12 protein-coding genes and 1 tRNA gene are annotated in these 14,835 nt (G+C 67.7%); 12 read left to right on the plus strand and 1 reads right to left on the minus strand.

The window, feature by feature from the left end; all coding sequences use genetic code 11:
- Window positions 1–12: 12 nt before the first annotated feature.
- The 8 genes from gcvP to N5I32_RS02195 all read left to right on the plus strand — a co-directional run bounded on the left by gcvP (window position 13) and on the right by N5I32_RS02195 (window position 9,802).
- Window positions 13–2,862: an aminomethyl-transferring glycine dehydrogenase gene (gene gcvP / locus N5I32_RS02160; RefSeq protein ID WP_261493746.1), complete on the plus strand. Its 2,850-nt coding sequence runs from the start codon at window positions 13–15 to the stop codon at window positions 2,860–2,862.
- A gap of 112 nt (window positions 2,863–2,974) precedes the next feature.
- A complete protein-coding gene (locus tag N5I32_RS02165) occupies window positions 2,975–3,292 on the plus strand; it encodes a DUF3775 domain-containing protein (protein WP_261493747.1) in 318 nt (105 codons plus the stop codon).
- A 43-nt stretch (window positions 3,293–3,335) separates the two neighbouring features.
- Window positions 3,336–3,800, plus strand: coding sequence for a thioredoxin TrxC (trxC, locus tag N5I32_RS02170; RefSeq protein WP_304504705.1), 465 nt, complete (start codon window positions 3,336–3,338; stop codon window positions 3,798–3,800).
- A gap of 73 nt (window positions 3,801–3,873) precedes the next feature.
- Window positions 3,874–3,949 (plus strand) — tRNA-Ala (locus N5I32_RS02175).
- Between the two features lie 550 nt (window positions 3,950–4,499).
- Window positions 4,500–5,927: an oligosaccharide flippase family protein gene (locus tag N5I32_RS02180; RefSeq protein WP_261493748.1), complete on the plus strand. Its 1,428-nt coding sequence runs from the start codon at window positions 4,500–4,502 to the stop codon at window positions 5,925–5,927.
- Between the two features lie 499 nt (window positions 5,928–6,426).
- On the plus strand, window positions 6,427–7,542 hold the full coding sequence (locus tag N5I32_RS02185) for a DegT/DnrJ/EryC1/StrS family aminotransferase (protein ID WP_261493749.1): 1,116 nt from the start codon (window positions 6,427–6,429) through the stop codon (window positions 7,540–7,542).
- Complete coding sequence (locus N5I32_RS02190; RefSeq protein ID WP_261493750.1) at window positions 7,536–8,588, plus strand: glycosyltransferase 61 family protein; 1,053 nt, start codon at window positions 7,536–7,538, stop codon at window positions 8,586–8,588. Before N5I32_RS02185 ends, N5I32_RS02190 begins: the two co-directional genes overlap by 7 nt.
- Complete coding sequence (locus N5I32_RS02195) at window positions 8,585–9,802, plus strand: glycosyltransferase (protein WP_261493751.1); 1,218 nt, start codon at window positions 8,585–8,587, stop codon at window positions 9,800–9,802. Before N5I32_RS02190 ends, N5I32_RS02195 begins: the two co-directional genes overlap by 4 nt.
- Before the next feature lie 34 nt (window positions 9,803–9,836).
- Here N5I32_RS02195 and N5I32_RS02200 read toward each other — a convergent pair whose 3' ends face one another.
- Window positions 9,837–10,685 carry a MurR/RpiR family transcriptional regulator gene (locus N5I32_RS02200; RefSeq protein WP_261493752.1) on the minus strand — a complete coding sequence of 283 codons (849 nt, stop codon included), beginning with the start codon at window positions 10,683–10,685 and terminating at the stop codon, window positions 9,837–9,839.
- 74 nt (window positions 10,686–10,759) lie between these two features.
- On the opposite strand from N5I32_RS02200, the gene N5I32_RS02205 reads away from it, so the two are divergent.
- From N5I32_RS02205 to N5I32_RS02220, 4 genes are read left to right on the plus strand one after another with little or no spacing between them, the layout of a single operon-like run.
- A complete protein-coding gene (locus N5I32_RS02205) occupies window positions 10,760–11,497 on the plus strand; it encodes a 5-formyltetrahydrofolate cyclo-ligase (protein ID WP_261493753.1) in 738 nt (245 codons plus the stop codon).
- 28 nt (window positions 11,498–11,525) lie between these two features.
- Window positions 11,526–12,500, plus strand: a complete 975-nt coding sequence (locus N5I32_RS02210; RefSeq protein ID WP_261493754.1) for an ABC transporter substrate-binding protein — start codon at window positions 11,526–11,528, stop codon at window positions 12,498–12,500.
- A complete protein-coding gene (locus N5I32_RS02215) occupies window positions 12,500–13,270 on the plus strand; it encodes an ABC transporter ATP-binding protein (RefSeq protein WP_261493755.1) in 771 nt (256 codons plus the stop codon). The genes N5I32_RS02210 and N5I32_RS02215 overlap by 1 nt, the downstream gene beginning before the upstream one ends.
- The gene (locus N5I32_RS02220; protein WP_261493756.1) at window positions 13,260–14,831 is read left to right on the plus strand and encodes an ABC transporter permease; all 1,572 of its coding nucleotides are present in this window, start codon (window positions 13,260–13,262) and stop codon (window positions 14,829–14,831) included. The genes N5I32_RS02215 and N5I32_RS02220 overlap by 11 nt, the downstream gene beginning before the upstream one ends.
- The last annotated feature ends 4 nt before the right edge of the window (window positions 14,832–14,835 follow it).

Below are 14,835 nucleotides of genomic sequence, written 5' to 3' on the forward strand. Positions count from 1 at the left end.
GGACCAAGGGCAATGACCTTCACCCCCACCGACTACCGGCCCTATGACTTCGCCAACCGCCGCCACATCGGCCCCTCTCCGGCAGAGATGGAGGAGATGTTCAGGGTGTTGGGGGTGAAGGACCTTGACGAACTGATCGACCAGACGGTGCCGAAATCGCTGCGGCAGGAAAAGCCGCTCGACTTCGGCAAGCCGAAGTCGGAACGCGAACTCTTGTGGTTCATGCGGCAGGTCGCGAAGAAGAACAAGGTCTTCACCTCGATGATCGGGCAGGGGTTCTACGGCACCGTCTGCCCGCCCGCGATCCAGCGCAACATCCTGGAAAACCCGGCCTGGTACACCGCCTACACCCCCTACCAGCCCGAGATATCGCAAGGCCGGCTTGAGGCGCTGCTGAACTACCAGACCATGGTCTGCGACATGACCGGCCTCGAGATCGCCAACGCGTCCCTGCTGGACGAGGCGACCGCGGCGGCCGAGGCGATGACGATGGCGCAGCGGGTGGCGAAGTCGAAGGCGACCGCGTTCTTCATCGACGAGAACTGCCATCCCCAGAACATCGAGGTGATGAAGGTGCGCGCCGAGCCGCTCGGCATCGAGATCATCGTCGGTGACCCGGCGAAGGTCGAGGCCGCCACGGTCTTCGGGGCGATCTTCCAGTATCCGGGCACCCATGGCCACCTGACCGACTTCACCCCCCATATCGCGAAGCTGCACGCGGCCGGCGCCGTGGGCATCGTCATCGCCGACATCATGGCGCTGACGATCCTGAAGGAGCCGGGCGCGATGGGCGCGGACATCGCCGTGGGCTCGACCCAGCGCTTCGGCGTGCCGATGGGCTATGGCGGGCCGTCGGCGGCCTACATGGCCTGCAAGGACGCGCACAAGCGCAACATGCCGGGGCGCATCGTCGGCGTGTCGATCGACGCGCAGGGCGGCCGCGCCTATCGCCTGTCGCTGCAGACCCGCGAACAGCACATCCGCCGCGAAAAGGCGACCTCGAACGTCTGCACCGCGCAGGCGCTGCTGGCCAACATCGCCTCCTTCTATGCCGTCTACCACGGGCCCGAGGGGCTGAAGGCCATCGGCCAGCGCATCCACCGCAAGGCCGTGCGCACGGTGAAAGGGCTTGAGGAAGCGGGCTACAGGGTCGAGCCGAAGCACTTCTTCGACACCTTCACGGTCGAGGTCGGCGCGATGCAGTCCATCATCCTGAAGGCCGCCCGGAAGGAGCGCATCAACCTGCGCAAGGTCGGCACGACGAAGGTCGGCATCTCGCTTGACGAAACCACGCGGACCGACACGATCGAACGGCTCTGGCGCGCCTTCGGGATCGAGAAGAAGGACGACCGGGTGACGCCGGGCTACCGCGTTCCCGATCCGCTCCTGCGCGACAGCGAATACCTCGCCCACCCGGTCTTCCACATGAACCGGGCGGAAACCGAGATGATGCGCTACATGCGCCGGCTGGCCGACCGCGACCTCGCGCTTGACCGGGCGATGATCCCGCTCGGCTCCTGCACGATGAAGCTGAACGCGGCGGCCGAGATGATGCCGATCACCTGGCCAGAGTTCTGCAACCTTCATCCGTTCGCGCCCTCCGAACAGGCGCAGGGCTATGCGGAACTGTTCCACGACCTGTCGGAAAAGCTCTGCACCATCACCGGCTACGACGCGATGAGCCTGCAGCCGAACTCGGGCGCGCAGGGGGAATACGCCGGGCTCCTGACCATCCAGGCGTGGCACCGGGCACGGGGCGAGGGGCACCGCAGCATCTGCCTGATCCCGACCTCGGCGCACGGCACCAACCCGGCCTCGGCGCAGATGGCGGGGATGAAGGTGGTGGTGGTCAAATCGGCCGAGAACGGCGACATCGACGTGGCGGATTTCCGCGCCAAGGCCGAGGCGGCGGGCGGCGATCTGGCCGCCTGCATGATCACCTATCCCTCGACCCACGGCGTCTTCGAGGAAACCGTGCGCGAGGTCTGCAAGATCACGCATGAGCATGGCGGGCAGGTCTATATCGACGGCGCCAACATGAACGCGATGGTCGGCCTCGTCCGGCCCGGAGATCTGGGCGGCGACGTCAGCCACCTGAACCTCCACAAGACCTTCTGCATCCCGCATGGCGGCGGCGGCCCCGGCATGGGACCGATCGGCGTCAAGGCGCATCTCGCGCCCCATCTGCCGGGCCACCCGATGACCGGCGGCGCCGAGGGGCCGGTGAGTGCCGCGCCCTGGGGCTCGGCCTCGATCCTGCCGATCTCCTGGGCCTATATCCTGATGATGGGCGGGCAGGGGCTGACGCAGGCGACGAAGGTGGCGATCCTGAACGCCAACTACATCGCCAAGCGGCTGGAAGGGGCCTATGACGTTCTGTTCAAGGGCAAGGGGGGACGGGTCGCGCATGAATGCATCCTCGACACCCGCCCCTTTGCCGACAGCGCCGGGATCACCGTGGACGACATCGCCAAGCGGCTGATCGACAACGGCTTCCACGCGCCGACGATGAGCTGGCCGGTCGCCGGCACGCTGATGGTGGAGCCGACGGAGTCGGAGACGAAGGCCGAGCTTGACCGCTTCGTCACCGCGATGCTCTCGATCCGGGACGAGATCGCGGCGGTGGAAAAGGGCGAGATCGACGCGGAGAACAACCCGCTCAAGCACGCCCCCCACACCGTCAGCGCGCTGATCGGGGACTGGGACCGGCCCTACTCGCGCGAGCAGGGCTGCTTCCCGCCGGGCGCGTTCCGGGTCGACAAGTACTGGCCTCCGGTCGGTCGGGTCGACAACGTCTATGGCGACCGTCACCTCGTCTGCATCTGCCCGCCGGTGGAAAGCTACGCCGAGGCCGCCGAATAGGCCCACAGGCCCCCGGGAATTCCCCCGGGGGCACCCCCCTTCGATTTGATTTCGGACAAGGCGCATCCGCCTGTGGCATGATCAGGTGGCCCAAAGCCAAGGGAACCGCGCCATGAACGAACTTGCCCCCGCCACCGCCGTACAGGTCATCTTCCTCGCCCGAGAAGGCACGATGGCCGAGGCTGAGTTGCGCGACTTCATCGCCAACCTGAACGACGACGAAAAGGCCGAACTGACCGCCGTCGCCTGGATCGGGCGCGGCGCGTTCGAGCCGGAGGACTTCGACGAGGCGGTGGCCACCGCGCTCGCCGAGGCGACGACACCGACCGAGGATTACCTGATGGGCATGCCCCACCTCGCCGAGAACATCGAGGCGGGGCTGGATGCGCTGGGCGTCGATGTCACCGGGGAGGAGGAAGACCTGCTGTAGCCGGTCTTGTCCGGTCGCGGGTGCATGCCAATATGTTCTGCGAATGGAATTCGAGGATGCCATGGCCGAAGCCCTGAAGCTGACCTGTACGACCTGCGGACAGACGAACCGCGTTCCCGCCGACCGCATCGCGCTTGGCCCCAAATGCGGGACCTGCGGCGATCCGCTGGCATCGGGCAAGGTGGCAGAACTTGACCCCGCCGCCCACGACAAGATGGTCCGCACCGACACGCTGCCGGTCGTTGTCGATTACTGGGCCCCCTGGTGCGGCCCCTGCCGGATGATGGCGCCGCAGTTCGCGCAGGCCGCGATGGCCCTGAAGGGGCGGGCGCGGTTTGCCAAGATCAACACCGAGGATCATCCAAGGGTTTCCCAACGCCTTGGAATCCGTGGGATTCCGCTCCTTATCCTCTACGCGGGCGGGCGTGAGGTGGCCCGCCTCGCGGGTGCCCGCCCCGCCGCCGAGATCGAGGCTTTCGTGCGCCAGGGAATGCCTGCGTCCGCGTGACGAAAAATATCCCCGCCCGCCGGGAGGATCGCTTGACAACCCCCGGCGCATCGGCCAAATACGCCCTCGGTGCGGGGCAGTAGCTCAGTTGGGAGAGCGCGTCGTTCGCAATGACGAGGTCAGGGGTTCGATCCCCCTCTGCTCCACCAGTCACCGTCGATCTTCCGGAAATGGCAAGCAAGTGAAGCGGCCGCGCGCGATGCCGGGGTCGTGAATCGTCCATTCCGGCGCGGTTTCCCTGGGTGACCTTGACGCTCCGCCGAGGCCGTCGAACTACTTCCGGACCGTTGATCGCATGCGCCGCAAGCGCGCGGGTGGATGCGATCATCCCTCGGGCGCGGCGGGGGGTGCTGCATCTTCGCCAGCCATCGCCATGCCGGCGCGTGTTTCGAATTCGGAAACCGTTCGAACGGAGTCGCCCGAAAGGCGACCGCGGCGAACCGTCGCCGGGCCAGCGCAGCATTTCGGTGGAAAATGCGCGGGCGAGGGTCCATAGGGGGCGAAGCGAGGCGCGCGTTCCCGCCCGCAAGAGCCGGGAGCACGCGTCAGCAAGGTGGAGAGTGGAGCGGTGGCAGTGCGGTTCGACAGGCCCGAGACATGGTTTCCGGCGTCCCGCGGCGCCCTTGCAGGTCTGCGGGCGCGTCCCGTGCATCGTCCGTCCCGGCGCGCTCCGGATACCGTCGCATCCGGGAACCGCGCATGAGCCCGCGCGGCATCCGTCCCCGGCTCGCATCCCTGTTCGCCCGCAAGGGCCCGGATGCCGAAGGCGGACCGTCCCAGGCGGTTCCGGGTGGAAGGATCGCTGACCGGATCGGGTCCAGCGCGGCGGTTATCGTCGGCAACCTCTTCGGCGGCCAGCTGCTGCGCCTGGCGGGGAACCTCGTCCTTTCGCGCATCCTTTTCCCCGAGGCCTTCGGCCTGATGACGCTGGTGACGGCGGTCATCGTCGGGGTCACGATGTTCTCGGACGTCGGCATCAAGCCATCGATCCAGCAAAGCAAGCGGGGCGACGACCAGGTTTTCCTCGATACCGCCTGGACGATACAGATCCTCCGCTCCTTCGCGCTGTGGATCGCATGCTGCCTCCTGTCCTGGCCGGCCGGGCAGTTCTTCAACGAGCCCATGCTGACCCAACTCCTTCCGGTGGCAAGCTTTTCGCTGGTCGTCATGGGGTTCTTCCCGACCCGCGAGGACACCGCCAGCCGGCACCTGAAGATCGGGCGGGTGATGGCTATAGATCTCGTGTCCCAGGCGCTAGGACTGGTCGTCATCATCGGGCTTGCCTGGTGGCTGCGCTCGGTCTGGGCGATGGCCTTCGGCATGGTAATCGGTGCCGTCATCAAGCTCGTGCTCTACGACCTCCTGCTGCCTGGCCCGCGCAACCGCCTGTGCTGGGAACGCGAGGCCCGGATCGAGCTCATCCACTTCGGCAAGTGGATATTTCTCAGCACCGCGTTCAGCTTCCTGCTGTCGCAAAGCGACAAGATGATCCTGGGCAAGTTCATCACCCTGGAAGGGATCGGCATCTACAATGTCGGCTTCTTCATTGCCGCCGCACCGATGATGATCGCGACATCCATGAACGGGCGGATCATGCTGCCGCTTTGCCGCGACCACCCGCCGGGAAAAAGCGCGACCGACTTCGCCCTGGTTCGGCGCGTCCGCGTCCGGTTCACGATGGCGTTCCTGGCCTGCCAGCTGGCTTTGTCCCTGCTGGGCGTGACGATCATCGAGATCCTCTACGACGACCGGTTCCATGCCTCCGGCGGCGTGGTCGTCGCGGTTGCGCTGATGAACATCCCGTTCCTGATCGGCATGACCTACGAGAACGCGGCGATGGCTTCGGGCGATTCCCGCGCTGTCTTCGCGCTGAACGCGACCCGCGCGATCCTGCAGACGGGTCTGTTCCTGGCGGGGATCCAGATTGGCGGCCTGACCGGGGCCTTCGTCGGCTTCGCGGCGGGCCATCTGCTGGCGCATGCGATGGTGATCCGCATCGCGGTGAAGCACGGGGCCTGGGATCCGCTGCACGATGCCGCGATGGCGCTGATCGGGGCCGGCGGCGCGGCGCTGGCCCTTTGGGTCCACGCCGACGACCTGGCGCTTCTGGCCGGGTTCCTGAGCTAGGCGATGCCGATGCGGTCACGCTCCCTCGCGCCGGTCCCGATCCCGCCCCGAAGGCGCGGGCCATCGCGGCGGGAATCATTGCCCCCTCCACCGGCAACAATCGCCCGCCCGACCCCCCAATGGCCACGCCCGGAGACAGGTCTGCGCGGTCGCGGCGGACTTCTGCCCGATATCATTGAGTCGCCGTGCGGGCTCGGTCAGGATGGTGCCGCGGGCTGGGCTGCCCGCCCGGCCGGACGGCCATCCAACTGCGAACGGAGCTATCGGTGATCAGTGTCGAGGAAGGGAGGACCGGCGCAATCCCTTCGGTCCCCGGCAAGTCGCTCGGGGGCGGAGGCGTGCCCGGCCCGGAGGCGCGCACGGCACACCCGGCGGTCGGGCCGTCATCTCCGGGGGCCGTCATGCCGGGGGCCGTCCTTCCTGCGGCAGTCCAGCCCGCCGAAACTTGCAACAGTTGAATCCGAAATCGGCCATGCAGAACCTCAAGGAAGACCCGGCGATGACAAGACCGCCTGTTTACGTGACGCGCCCCATCCTGCCGCCCCTCGACGCGGTGCAGGATCTCATGCGGGAAATCTGGCAAAGCCGGATCCTGTCCAATGGCGGCCCGATCCTGCAGCGGTTCGAGGCGGCACTTGGCGCCTATCTGGGCGTCGATCACATCTCGCTGGTCAACAACGCCTCGCTCGGTCTGGTGCTGGCGCTCAGGCACCACGGGATCACCGGAGAGGTCATCACACCGCCCTTTTCCTTCGTTGCCACCAGCCACGCGATCCGCTGGGCGGGGGCCGAACCCGTGTTCGCGGACATCGACCCGGTGACGCTGAACCTGGACCCCGCCGAGGTCGAGAAGCGGATCACCGACAGGACGCAGGCGATCCTGGCCGTGCACTGCTACGGGGTGCCCTGCGACACCGAGGCGCTCGGGGACATCGCGCGGCGTCACGGGCTGAAGCTGATCTACGACGCCGCGCACGCGTTCGGCGTGCGGGATGACAGCGGCCGCTCTGTCTGCCTCGCGGGCGACCTGTCGATCCTCAGCTTTCATGCGACGAAGGTTTTCAACACGTTCGAAGGCGGCGCGATCATCGCGCCGGACCGCGAAACCAAGCTCGCGCTCGACCGTCTGGGCAACTACGGGATCGTCGATGAGACCACCGTTCTCGAAACCGGCCTGAACACCAAGATGAGCGAGTTGAACGCCGCTGTCGGGCTCGCGCTCCTGCCGCAGGTGGACGAAGCGATCGCCGACCGGGAAAGGATCGCGACACGCTACCGGGACGCGCTGTCCGGCGTGGCGGGGGTGCGGGCCGTCTGTCCGACCGGGCGGGCAGGGCACAACTACTACCACTTTCCCATCCAGGTCGGCCCTGGCTATCCGGTCGGACGCGACGCCCTTTACGCACGTCTGCGTCAGGACGGCCTCTTTGCCCGGCGCTATTTCTATCCGCTGATCTCCGATCTGCCGATGTACCGCGATCTGCCCTCCGCCGATCCGGCGGCGCTGCCCGCTGCGCGTCAGGCCGCGGACCAGGTCCTGTGCCTGCCGATCTTTCCCGGCCTCGATCCGGTCGATCAGGAACGGATCATCGCGATCGTCCGGTCGCCATGCTGATCCACTCCGCGTTTCTCGGCTGGGGTTGGCGCCGGCTCGTGCGCGGCCGGAACGCGACGATCGCCGAGGTCGCCGCAGACAGCTGGGAAGTCAGCCCGGGAGACGAGGCGACGATCCCGCCGGCGCTGTACCCCGAGGGGGCGCTGGAGCGGATCCGGGGGCTTTCGCCGTGGCGCGATTGGGCGGCGGAGAAGACGCTGATCGAGGGGGCGGTGGTCCGTCATCAGCCGACGCGGGCCTTCCTGATCGAGGATGTCGTCGCCGCGGGTCCGTTTCTCTACCGCGGGCCGTGGAAGGAACGCATCGGTGCAGAGGCGATGCCGTCCGCCGTGAAATCCGCGCCCGGCTGGCAGGAGATCGACGAGGCGCAACTTGCGGTGACCCTGACCGGGGCCGATTACTTCGGAAACTTCCTGCTGGACAGCTTTCCGCTGGAATTGATCCCGCCGGCGGGCGCTACAAGGATCGGCGCGCCGGGCAAGGTCTACAGGCACGCGCCGGGATACCGCGACCTTCTGGCACTGCCCGAGCCCGCCATGGCGGGCAACGCGCGCATCAGGCGCCTGACGGTCTACCAGGATTTTGCGCAGAACGCCTTCAAGGAAGCGCGCTATCGCACGCTGCGCGAACGCCTGCGCCTGCGCCTTGGCCGGCCCTCGACCGGCCCGGGTGTCTTCCTTGCACGCGGCGATGACGGGGAACCGCGACGGCTGACCAACGAGGCGGCGCTCTGCGAAATGCTGGCGGCGCGCGGTTTCGACATCCTGGAGCCGTCCGGACTGGCGCCGGAAGAGATATCGCGCAGGCTTCTTGGCGCGCCGATCGTAATCGCCGTCGAGGGAAGCCACCTGTCGCACGCGATCTATTCCCTGGCCGACGATGGCGCCTTCCTGGTCATCCAGCCCCCGGACCGCTTTGCCATGCCCTACAAGGAGTTCGCTGACCGCATGGGCATGCGTTTCGGCTTTGTCGTGGCCGAACCGGCGGAGGGCGGCTTTGTCGCCGACGCCGGAGAGATCCTTTCAATGGTGGAACGCCTGACATGATCGCTGCCCCGGATGCGCCGCGCGAACTGGTCCTGCTTCCGTCCCTGACCGCGCAGCGGGGGCCGCGCGGCGGTCTGATCCTGACCCGCAAGTACATGACCGGGACGGCTGAAATCGCCCGGACATGGCCCGGGCCGGTCACCAGCCTTGCCCGCCTTTCCGACACGCCCACGACTGACATGGACCACACCGAATACCTGCCCGGCGAGGCCGAGACGGAGCTTGAGATCCGCCCCGAGGAGGAAGAGAGGCTGGCCGCGCGGCTGTCCTCGGCGGCGGCGGTCCTCGGCTTTCTCTCGCGCGAGGAGGCGGGGACCGCGCGGCTCTGCCGGCGCCTTGGCGTGCCCATCGTCTTCACCGCCGAATATTCCCCCACCACCGAACGGCAGATCCTCGATGCCGAGGTGTCGAACCCGATCCTCCGGCTGCGCCGCCGGCTGTGGCTCTGGCGGACCGAGCGCATCCGCAGGAAGGTGCTGGGCATCGCCGCGGGGCTGCACTGCTCCGGCACCCCGACCTACGAGGCCTATCGCGATCTGAACCGGAACACGCTTCTGTTCTTCGACAACCGCGTCAGCCGCGATGGCGTCATCTCCGACGCCGACTTCGCCGGGAAGATCGCGCGGCTGAAGCGTGCCGCGCCGCTCAGGCTGGTCTTCGGCGGGCGCCTCATGGCGATGAAGGGGGTCATGGAACTGCCGCGGGTGGCCGCCGACCTGGCCCGGCGCGGCGTGCCGTTCCAGTTCGACATCTTCGGTTCCGGGCCGCTCAAGGACGCGCTTGAGGCGCAGATCCGCGACCAGGGGCTGCAGGACCGGATGGCCCTTTGCGGTGTGCGCGACTTCGACACCGGCTGGATCCCCTATCTCAAGGAACAGGCCGACCTGTTCGTCTGCTGTCACCCGCAGGGCGATCCGTCAAGCACCTACCCCGAGGTGATGTCCTGCGGCGTTCCGATCGCGGGATACGACAACGAGGCCTTCTGCGGCATCGTCCGGGAATCGCGGGGCGGGTGGGTCGCGCCCATGTTCGATTCCGCCACGCTTGCCGGAACGATCGCGCGGCTGCACGAGAACCGGGACGAAATCGCCGAAACCGCTACCCGGGCGCGGGATTTCGCGCGCCAGCACGTGTTCGAGCAGACATTTGCGAACCGCGCGGCCCATCTGATCCGCGTTAGCCGCCTGCCGGCGGACCTGAAGTCCGGGGTCTGACCCGGGGCAAGGGGGCGATCGCCGCCGCCCTTCGCTACTCGCTCAGATCCAGTTCCTCGTTGATGGCGTCCAGCGTCGCGATCCTCTGACCGACCTCCTCGGCGTTCTGGCCAAGGTAGGCCACCGCCATCAGGCGCAGCATGGCCACCATCGTCGCATGCGTGGGCAGGACGCCGTAGGTCGCGACATGACAGGGCAGGACCAGGTCGCAGAAGCGCTGCGCCTGTGCCGCGAAGGCGTGATCGGTGACGGTGATGATCTGCATCCGCGTCGTGCGCGCATGGGCCAGAAGCGCGCGCAGAAGCTTGGGCCGCGGTTCGAAGCTCAGCAGGACCAGCACGTCGCGCGGCCCCGTCATCGACAGTTCCGCCGCCCAGTCCTGCCCCGCCCCCTCGATCTGGTGGACGTCGTGGCGCAGCCGCGAGAACATCGACCGGCCAAGGCGGGCCGCGCCGTATTCGTCGCCGAAGCCCAGGAACCAGACGCGCGGCGCGGCGCCAAGCACGGCGGCGATCCTCGGCAAGAGGTCGGAGCGCAGTTCCTCGAAGGTGCGGGTAAGGTTGCGCAGTTCCAGTTCGACATGCTCCGACAGCGCCCGGCCAAGGCTTGCCGGTTCGCCGCGCGATTCGAATCGCGCATAGGGTTCGCGCCGGTTGCGTTCCTCGCGCGCCTGAAGGCGGACCTCCTCGAAGTCGGCGTATCCCAGGGTGCGGAAGAATCGGGCGGTCGTCGCCTTCGACACCCCGGCCAGCCCGGCCAGCTCTGTCGCCGTGTGGGTTTCCACAAGGCTCTGATTGTCCAGCAGTATCTGCGCGATCTTCTGCTCGCTCGAGGTCAGCCGCCGCTGCCGTTCCTGAATCCGAAGGATGAGTCTCGAGGCCATGTCACCGAAAACTTCTTGACGTTTGAAACCATCGTTTCACAAATATGAAACAGTGAAACAGGCGGGGCTGCAAGATGACGACCTCCAGGGTGATCCGCGAAAAAATATGGACCAAGCTGCACGACGTGGCGAGGCCCGATACCCGGTTCCACCTGAACTTCGCCGAGGTCATCCCCGATTTCGAAGGCTCCGAGGCCGCGACCGACCGTCTGGTCGAGGACCCCGCCTACCTCGCCAGCCGCTTCGCCTTCATCACCCCCGACAATTGCCTGAACGACCTGCGCCGGCGCATGATCGAGGCCGGAAAGCCCTTCGTGATGTCGACCTACGGCATCTACCGCGGCTTTCTCTTCCTCGACCCCGCGCGCGTGCCCGCCGGGGCCGCGCGCTATGCCTCCTGGCTCGACGGCATGGAATACTTCGGCCAGCCGATCACGCTGGCCGAGATCGCCCGGCGCGGCCGCTTCGACTATCTCGTCACCGGCGCCTCGGCGGTGTCGGTCAACGGTGTCCGCTTCGGCAAGGGGCACGGCTTCTTCGACCTCGAATGGGGCATGTTCACCGATCTGGGTCTGGTCGACGAGACGACACCGGTCCACGCGCTCGTCCATGACGTGCAACTGGTGCAGGAACAGCTTCAGCCCTCCGAAACCGACATCCTCGTCGACAAGATCTTCACGCCGACGCGCACGCATGTCGTCGAGCGGCGGGCACGGCGCCCGCGCGGGGTGAAATGGCCGTTGCTCGACCCACGGCAGATCGCCGCCACCCCCCCGCTTCAGGAATTGCAGCGCCTTCAGGGCCTTGCCTGACCCATCCGCAACCAGAGGAGATCCCGCGATGACCCTCAGACTGAACCGCCGCCACTTCCTGCAGGCCGCCGCAACCGGTGCCGCTGCCGCCTCGCTCCCCCGGCGCGCACTTGCGGCCGGCGGTCCCTTAACCATGCAGGCCGCCTGGATCAACGACGCGGAATTCGCGGGCTACTTCCTCGGGCTGGATGGCGGGCACTATGCCGCCGAGGGGCTCGACCTGACCTATCTCTCCGGCGGTCCGGACGTGATCCCCGAAAGCACGATCATCGCGGGGCGCGCGGACCTGGCGCTGACCACGCCCGATACGACGATCAAGGCGATCGTGGAGCAGGGGGCACCCTTCCGGATCATCGGCGCGCAATACCAGAAGAACCCGATCGGGATCGTCTCGCTGGCCTCGAACCCGATCCGGGAACCGAAGGACCTGATCGGCAAGACGCTGGCCGTGCCCCCGGTCAACGTGATCTCGGTCGAGGCGATGCTGAAGATGAACGGGCTTTCGCCGGCAGACGTCAACATCGTGCCCTATGCCTACGACCCGACGCCGCTGGTGAAGGGCGAGATCGACGCGAGCCTCGATTTCACCACCAACGTGCCCTACACGATCAGCCAGCAGGGGGTCGAGGCGACGTCGTTCCTGCTCTATGACTTCGGCTACACGATCTACAACGACACCGTCGTCGTGACCGAGGAGGTGCTGGCCGGCAAACGCGACCTTCTGGTGGCCTGGCTGCGCGCCTCGCGCCGGGCCTGGGCGGAAAACCTGGCCGACCCCGCGCTCTGGCCGCCGAAGTTTGCCGACACCTGGTTCAAGGGCACCGGCCGCACGATCGAGAACGAGGTCTTCTTCAACACCGCGCAGAAGCCCCTGATCGAACATCCCGACGGGATATTCGCGCTTTCGGGCGACGGGATCGAGAAATGCCTCAGCGCGCTCGGCACGGTGGGGATCGTGGGCAGCCACGACATGTTCGACGCCTCGCTGCTTGCCGAGGTGTGATGGCCGCCCCGGACGGGATCGTGCTTGAAGGGGTCTCGAAGACCTTCCGCGGACGCGGCAAGGTGGTCGAGGCCCTGCGCGATGTCAGCCTGGCCTGCCCCTCGGGGTCGTTCACCGCGATCATCGGGCCTTCGGGCTGCGGCAAGTCCACGGTCATGCGCATCGCGCTCGGGCTCGAAACCGCCGACAGCGGTAGCGTGCGCATCGCCGGCGAGGCTCCGATGGAGGCGGCGCGCGCCGGCATCACCGGCGTCGCCTTCCAGGACGCGGCGCTGCTGCCCTGGCGCAGCGTCCGGCGCAACGTCGAGGTCCCGCTCGAGGTGCTGCGCCGGCGGCCCTCCGACCATGCCGCCGAGGTGGCGGCGATGATCGGTCTGGTCGGCCTTGGCGGGTTCGAGAACTCGCTTCCCGGAGAGCTGTCGGGGGGCATGCGCCAGCGCGTCGCCATCGCGCGCGCGCTGGTCACCCATCCGCAGGTCCTGTTCATGGACGAGCCCTTCGGCGCGCTCGACCAGATCCTGCGCCGGCAGATGAATGTCGAGTTGCAGCGGATCTGGGCCGAGACGGGTTCGACGGCACTCCTCGTCACGCACGGCATCGACGAGGCCGTGTTCCTCGCCGACCGTGTCGTCGTCATGCATGCCGCGCCCGGCCGGGTGGTCGAGGTCATCGACGTGCCGTTCGAACGCCCGCGGCGGCCGCCGCTCTTTTCCGACCCGGCCTTCCACCGGGTCTGCGATCATATCGCCGAGGTGCTGCATGGCGGCTGATCGCGGCAGCGGCTGGCGCGGCCTGCGGGTGGCGATCCTGATCCTCGCGCTGTGGGAGGTGGCCGGCCGGTTCGACCTGGTGGCGGGCGGCGCGCTGCCCTCGGTCGGAGAGATCCTGGTCCGGCTCTGGCAGGACCGCGCCGACTACCCGCTGCATGTCTGGGCCACACTCTACGCCTCGGCCGCGGGCTTCGTCCTCGGCAATCTGGCCGGCGTCGCCGCCGGGGTGGTGTTCGCGCTTTCGACCACCGCGCTGCGCATCTTTCGCGGCGTCAACATCGCCATCTTCGCGCTGCCGCCCATCGCCATCGCGCCGATCCTCGTGCTGACGCTTCCGGGCATGGCGCCGCGCGTCGCGCTGGCCGCGCTCGGGGTCTATTTCGTCACCATGACGGCGACGGTTGTCGGCATCTCCCAGGCCGACAGCCGGGCCGCCGACCTTGTCCGCGCCTACGGCGGCAGCCGCCGGGACGTGCTGCGCCTCGTGGAGTTTCGCGGCGCCCTGCCGGTCATCCTCGCGGGGCTGCGCATCGCGGCGCCGAACGCCGTCCTCGGCGCCATCCTTGCCGAGTTCGGCGGCGGCGGGCGCTGGGGGCTTGGCACCTATCTGCTCGGCTCGCTCGGGCGGGGCGAGCCTGACCGCCTCTGGGGGATCGGCGTGATCGCGACGCTGATCGCGGGGCTGAGCTATGCGGCCTTCGCGCTGCTGTCGCGGCGCTTCCTCGGATCGGCCCGCGCGGTGACACTGAACACCGCCGTGCCGGCCGCGCAGCCCGACCGCGGCCCGCTTGCACGGCGGATCGTGATGTCGCTCGCGACCGTCGCGCTGCCGTTCTTCCTCTGGTGGGTCTTCATCAAGGCGACCGGCGTGCCGGACCTGATCGCCAAGACCCCCGCGGCGGTGGTGGACTATCTTTTCTTCTCGCCTGCCGCCGGTGCGGCGCAGGAACGGCTCTGGGCGGCGATGGCCCAGACGCTGCCGATCACCTTCCTCGGTATGGTGGCGGGGCTGTCGTTCGCCTTCATCCTTGCCATCCTGTCGCGGCTTGCCCCGCGCGCGATCGAGGCCTTCATGCCGGTGGCGCTCGTCACCCAGACCATGCCGCTGGTCGCGCTGACGCCGCTGCTTGTCCTCATCCTCGGGCGCGGAACCTCGCTGACCCTCTGGGTCACCATCTCCGTCACCTTCTTTCCCGCCTTCGTGACGCTGGCCCAGGGGATCGCCCTTGTCCCCCGAAGCGCCGAGGAATTGCCGCGCGTCTACGGTGCCAGCCGCTGGACCGAAATGCGGATGGTGACCATCCCCGCCTCGCTGCCCTACCTGTTCGCGGCGACCCGGCTGACGGTGCCGCGCGCCCTTCTGGGGGTGATGATCGCGGAATGGCTGGCGACCGGCAGGGGGCTTGGCAACCTGCTGAACCAATCGCGCGGCTATCTGGACTATGCGATGATCTGGACCGTGGCCGCGGTGTCGGTCGGCCTCGCGGTGCTGTTCTACCAGGCCGTCGTGATGGTGGAGCGGCGCGTTCTCGGGCGGCTGGGCATGACCACGGCCGAATAGCGCC

It is taken from the genome of Albidovulum sediminis (genome assembly GCF_025380365.1).
In the GTDB taxonomy this organism is placed as follows: Bacteria; Pseudomonadota; Alphaproteobacteria; order Rhodobacterales; family Rhodobacteraceae; genus Albidovulum; species Albidovulum sediminis.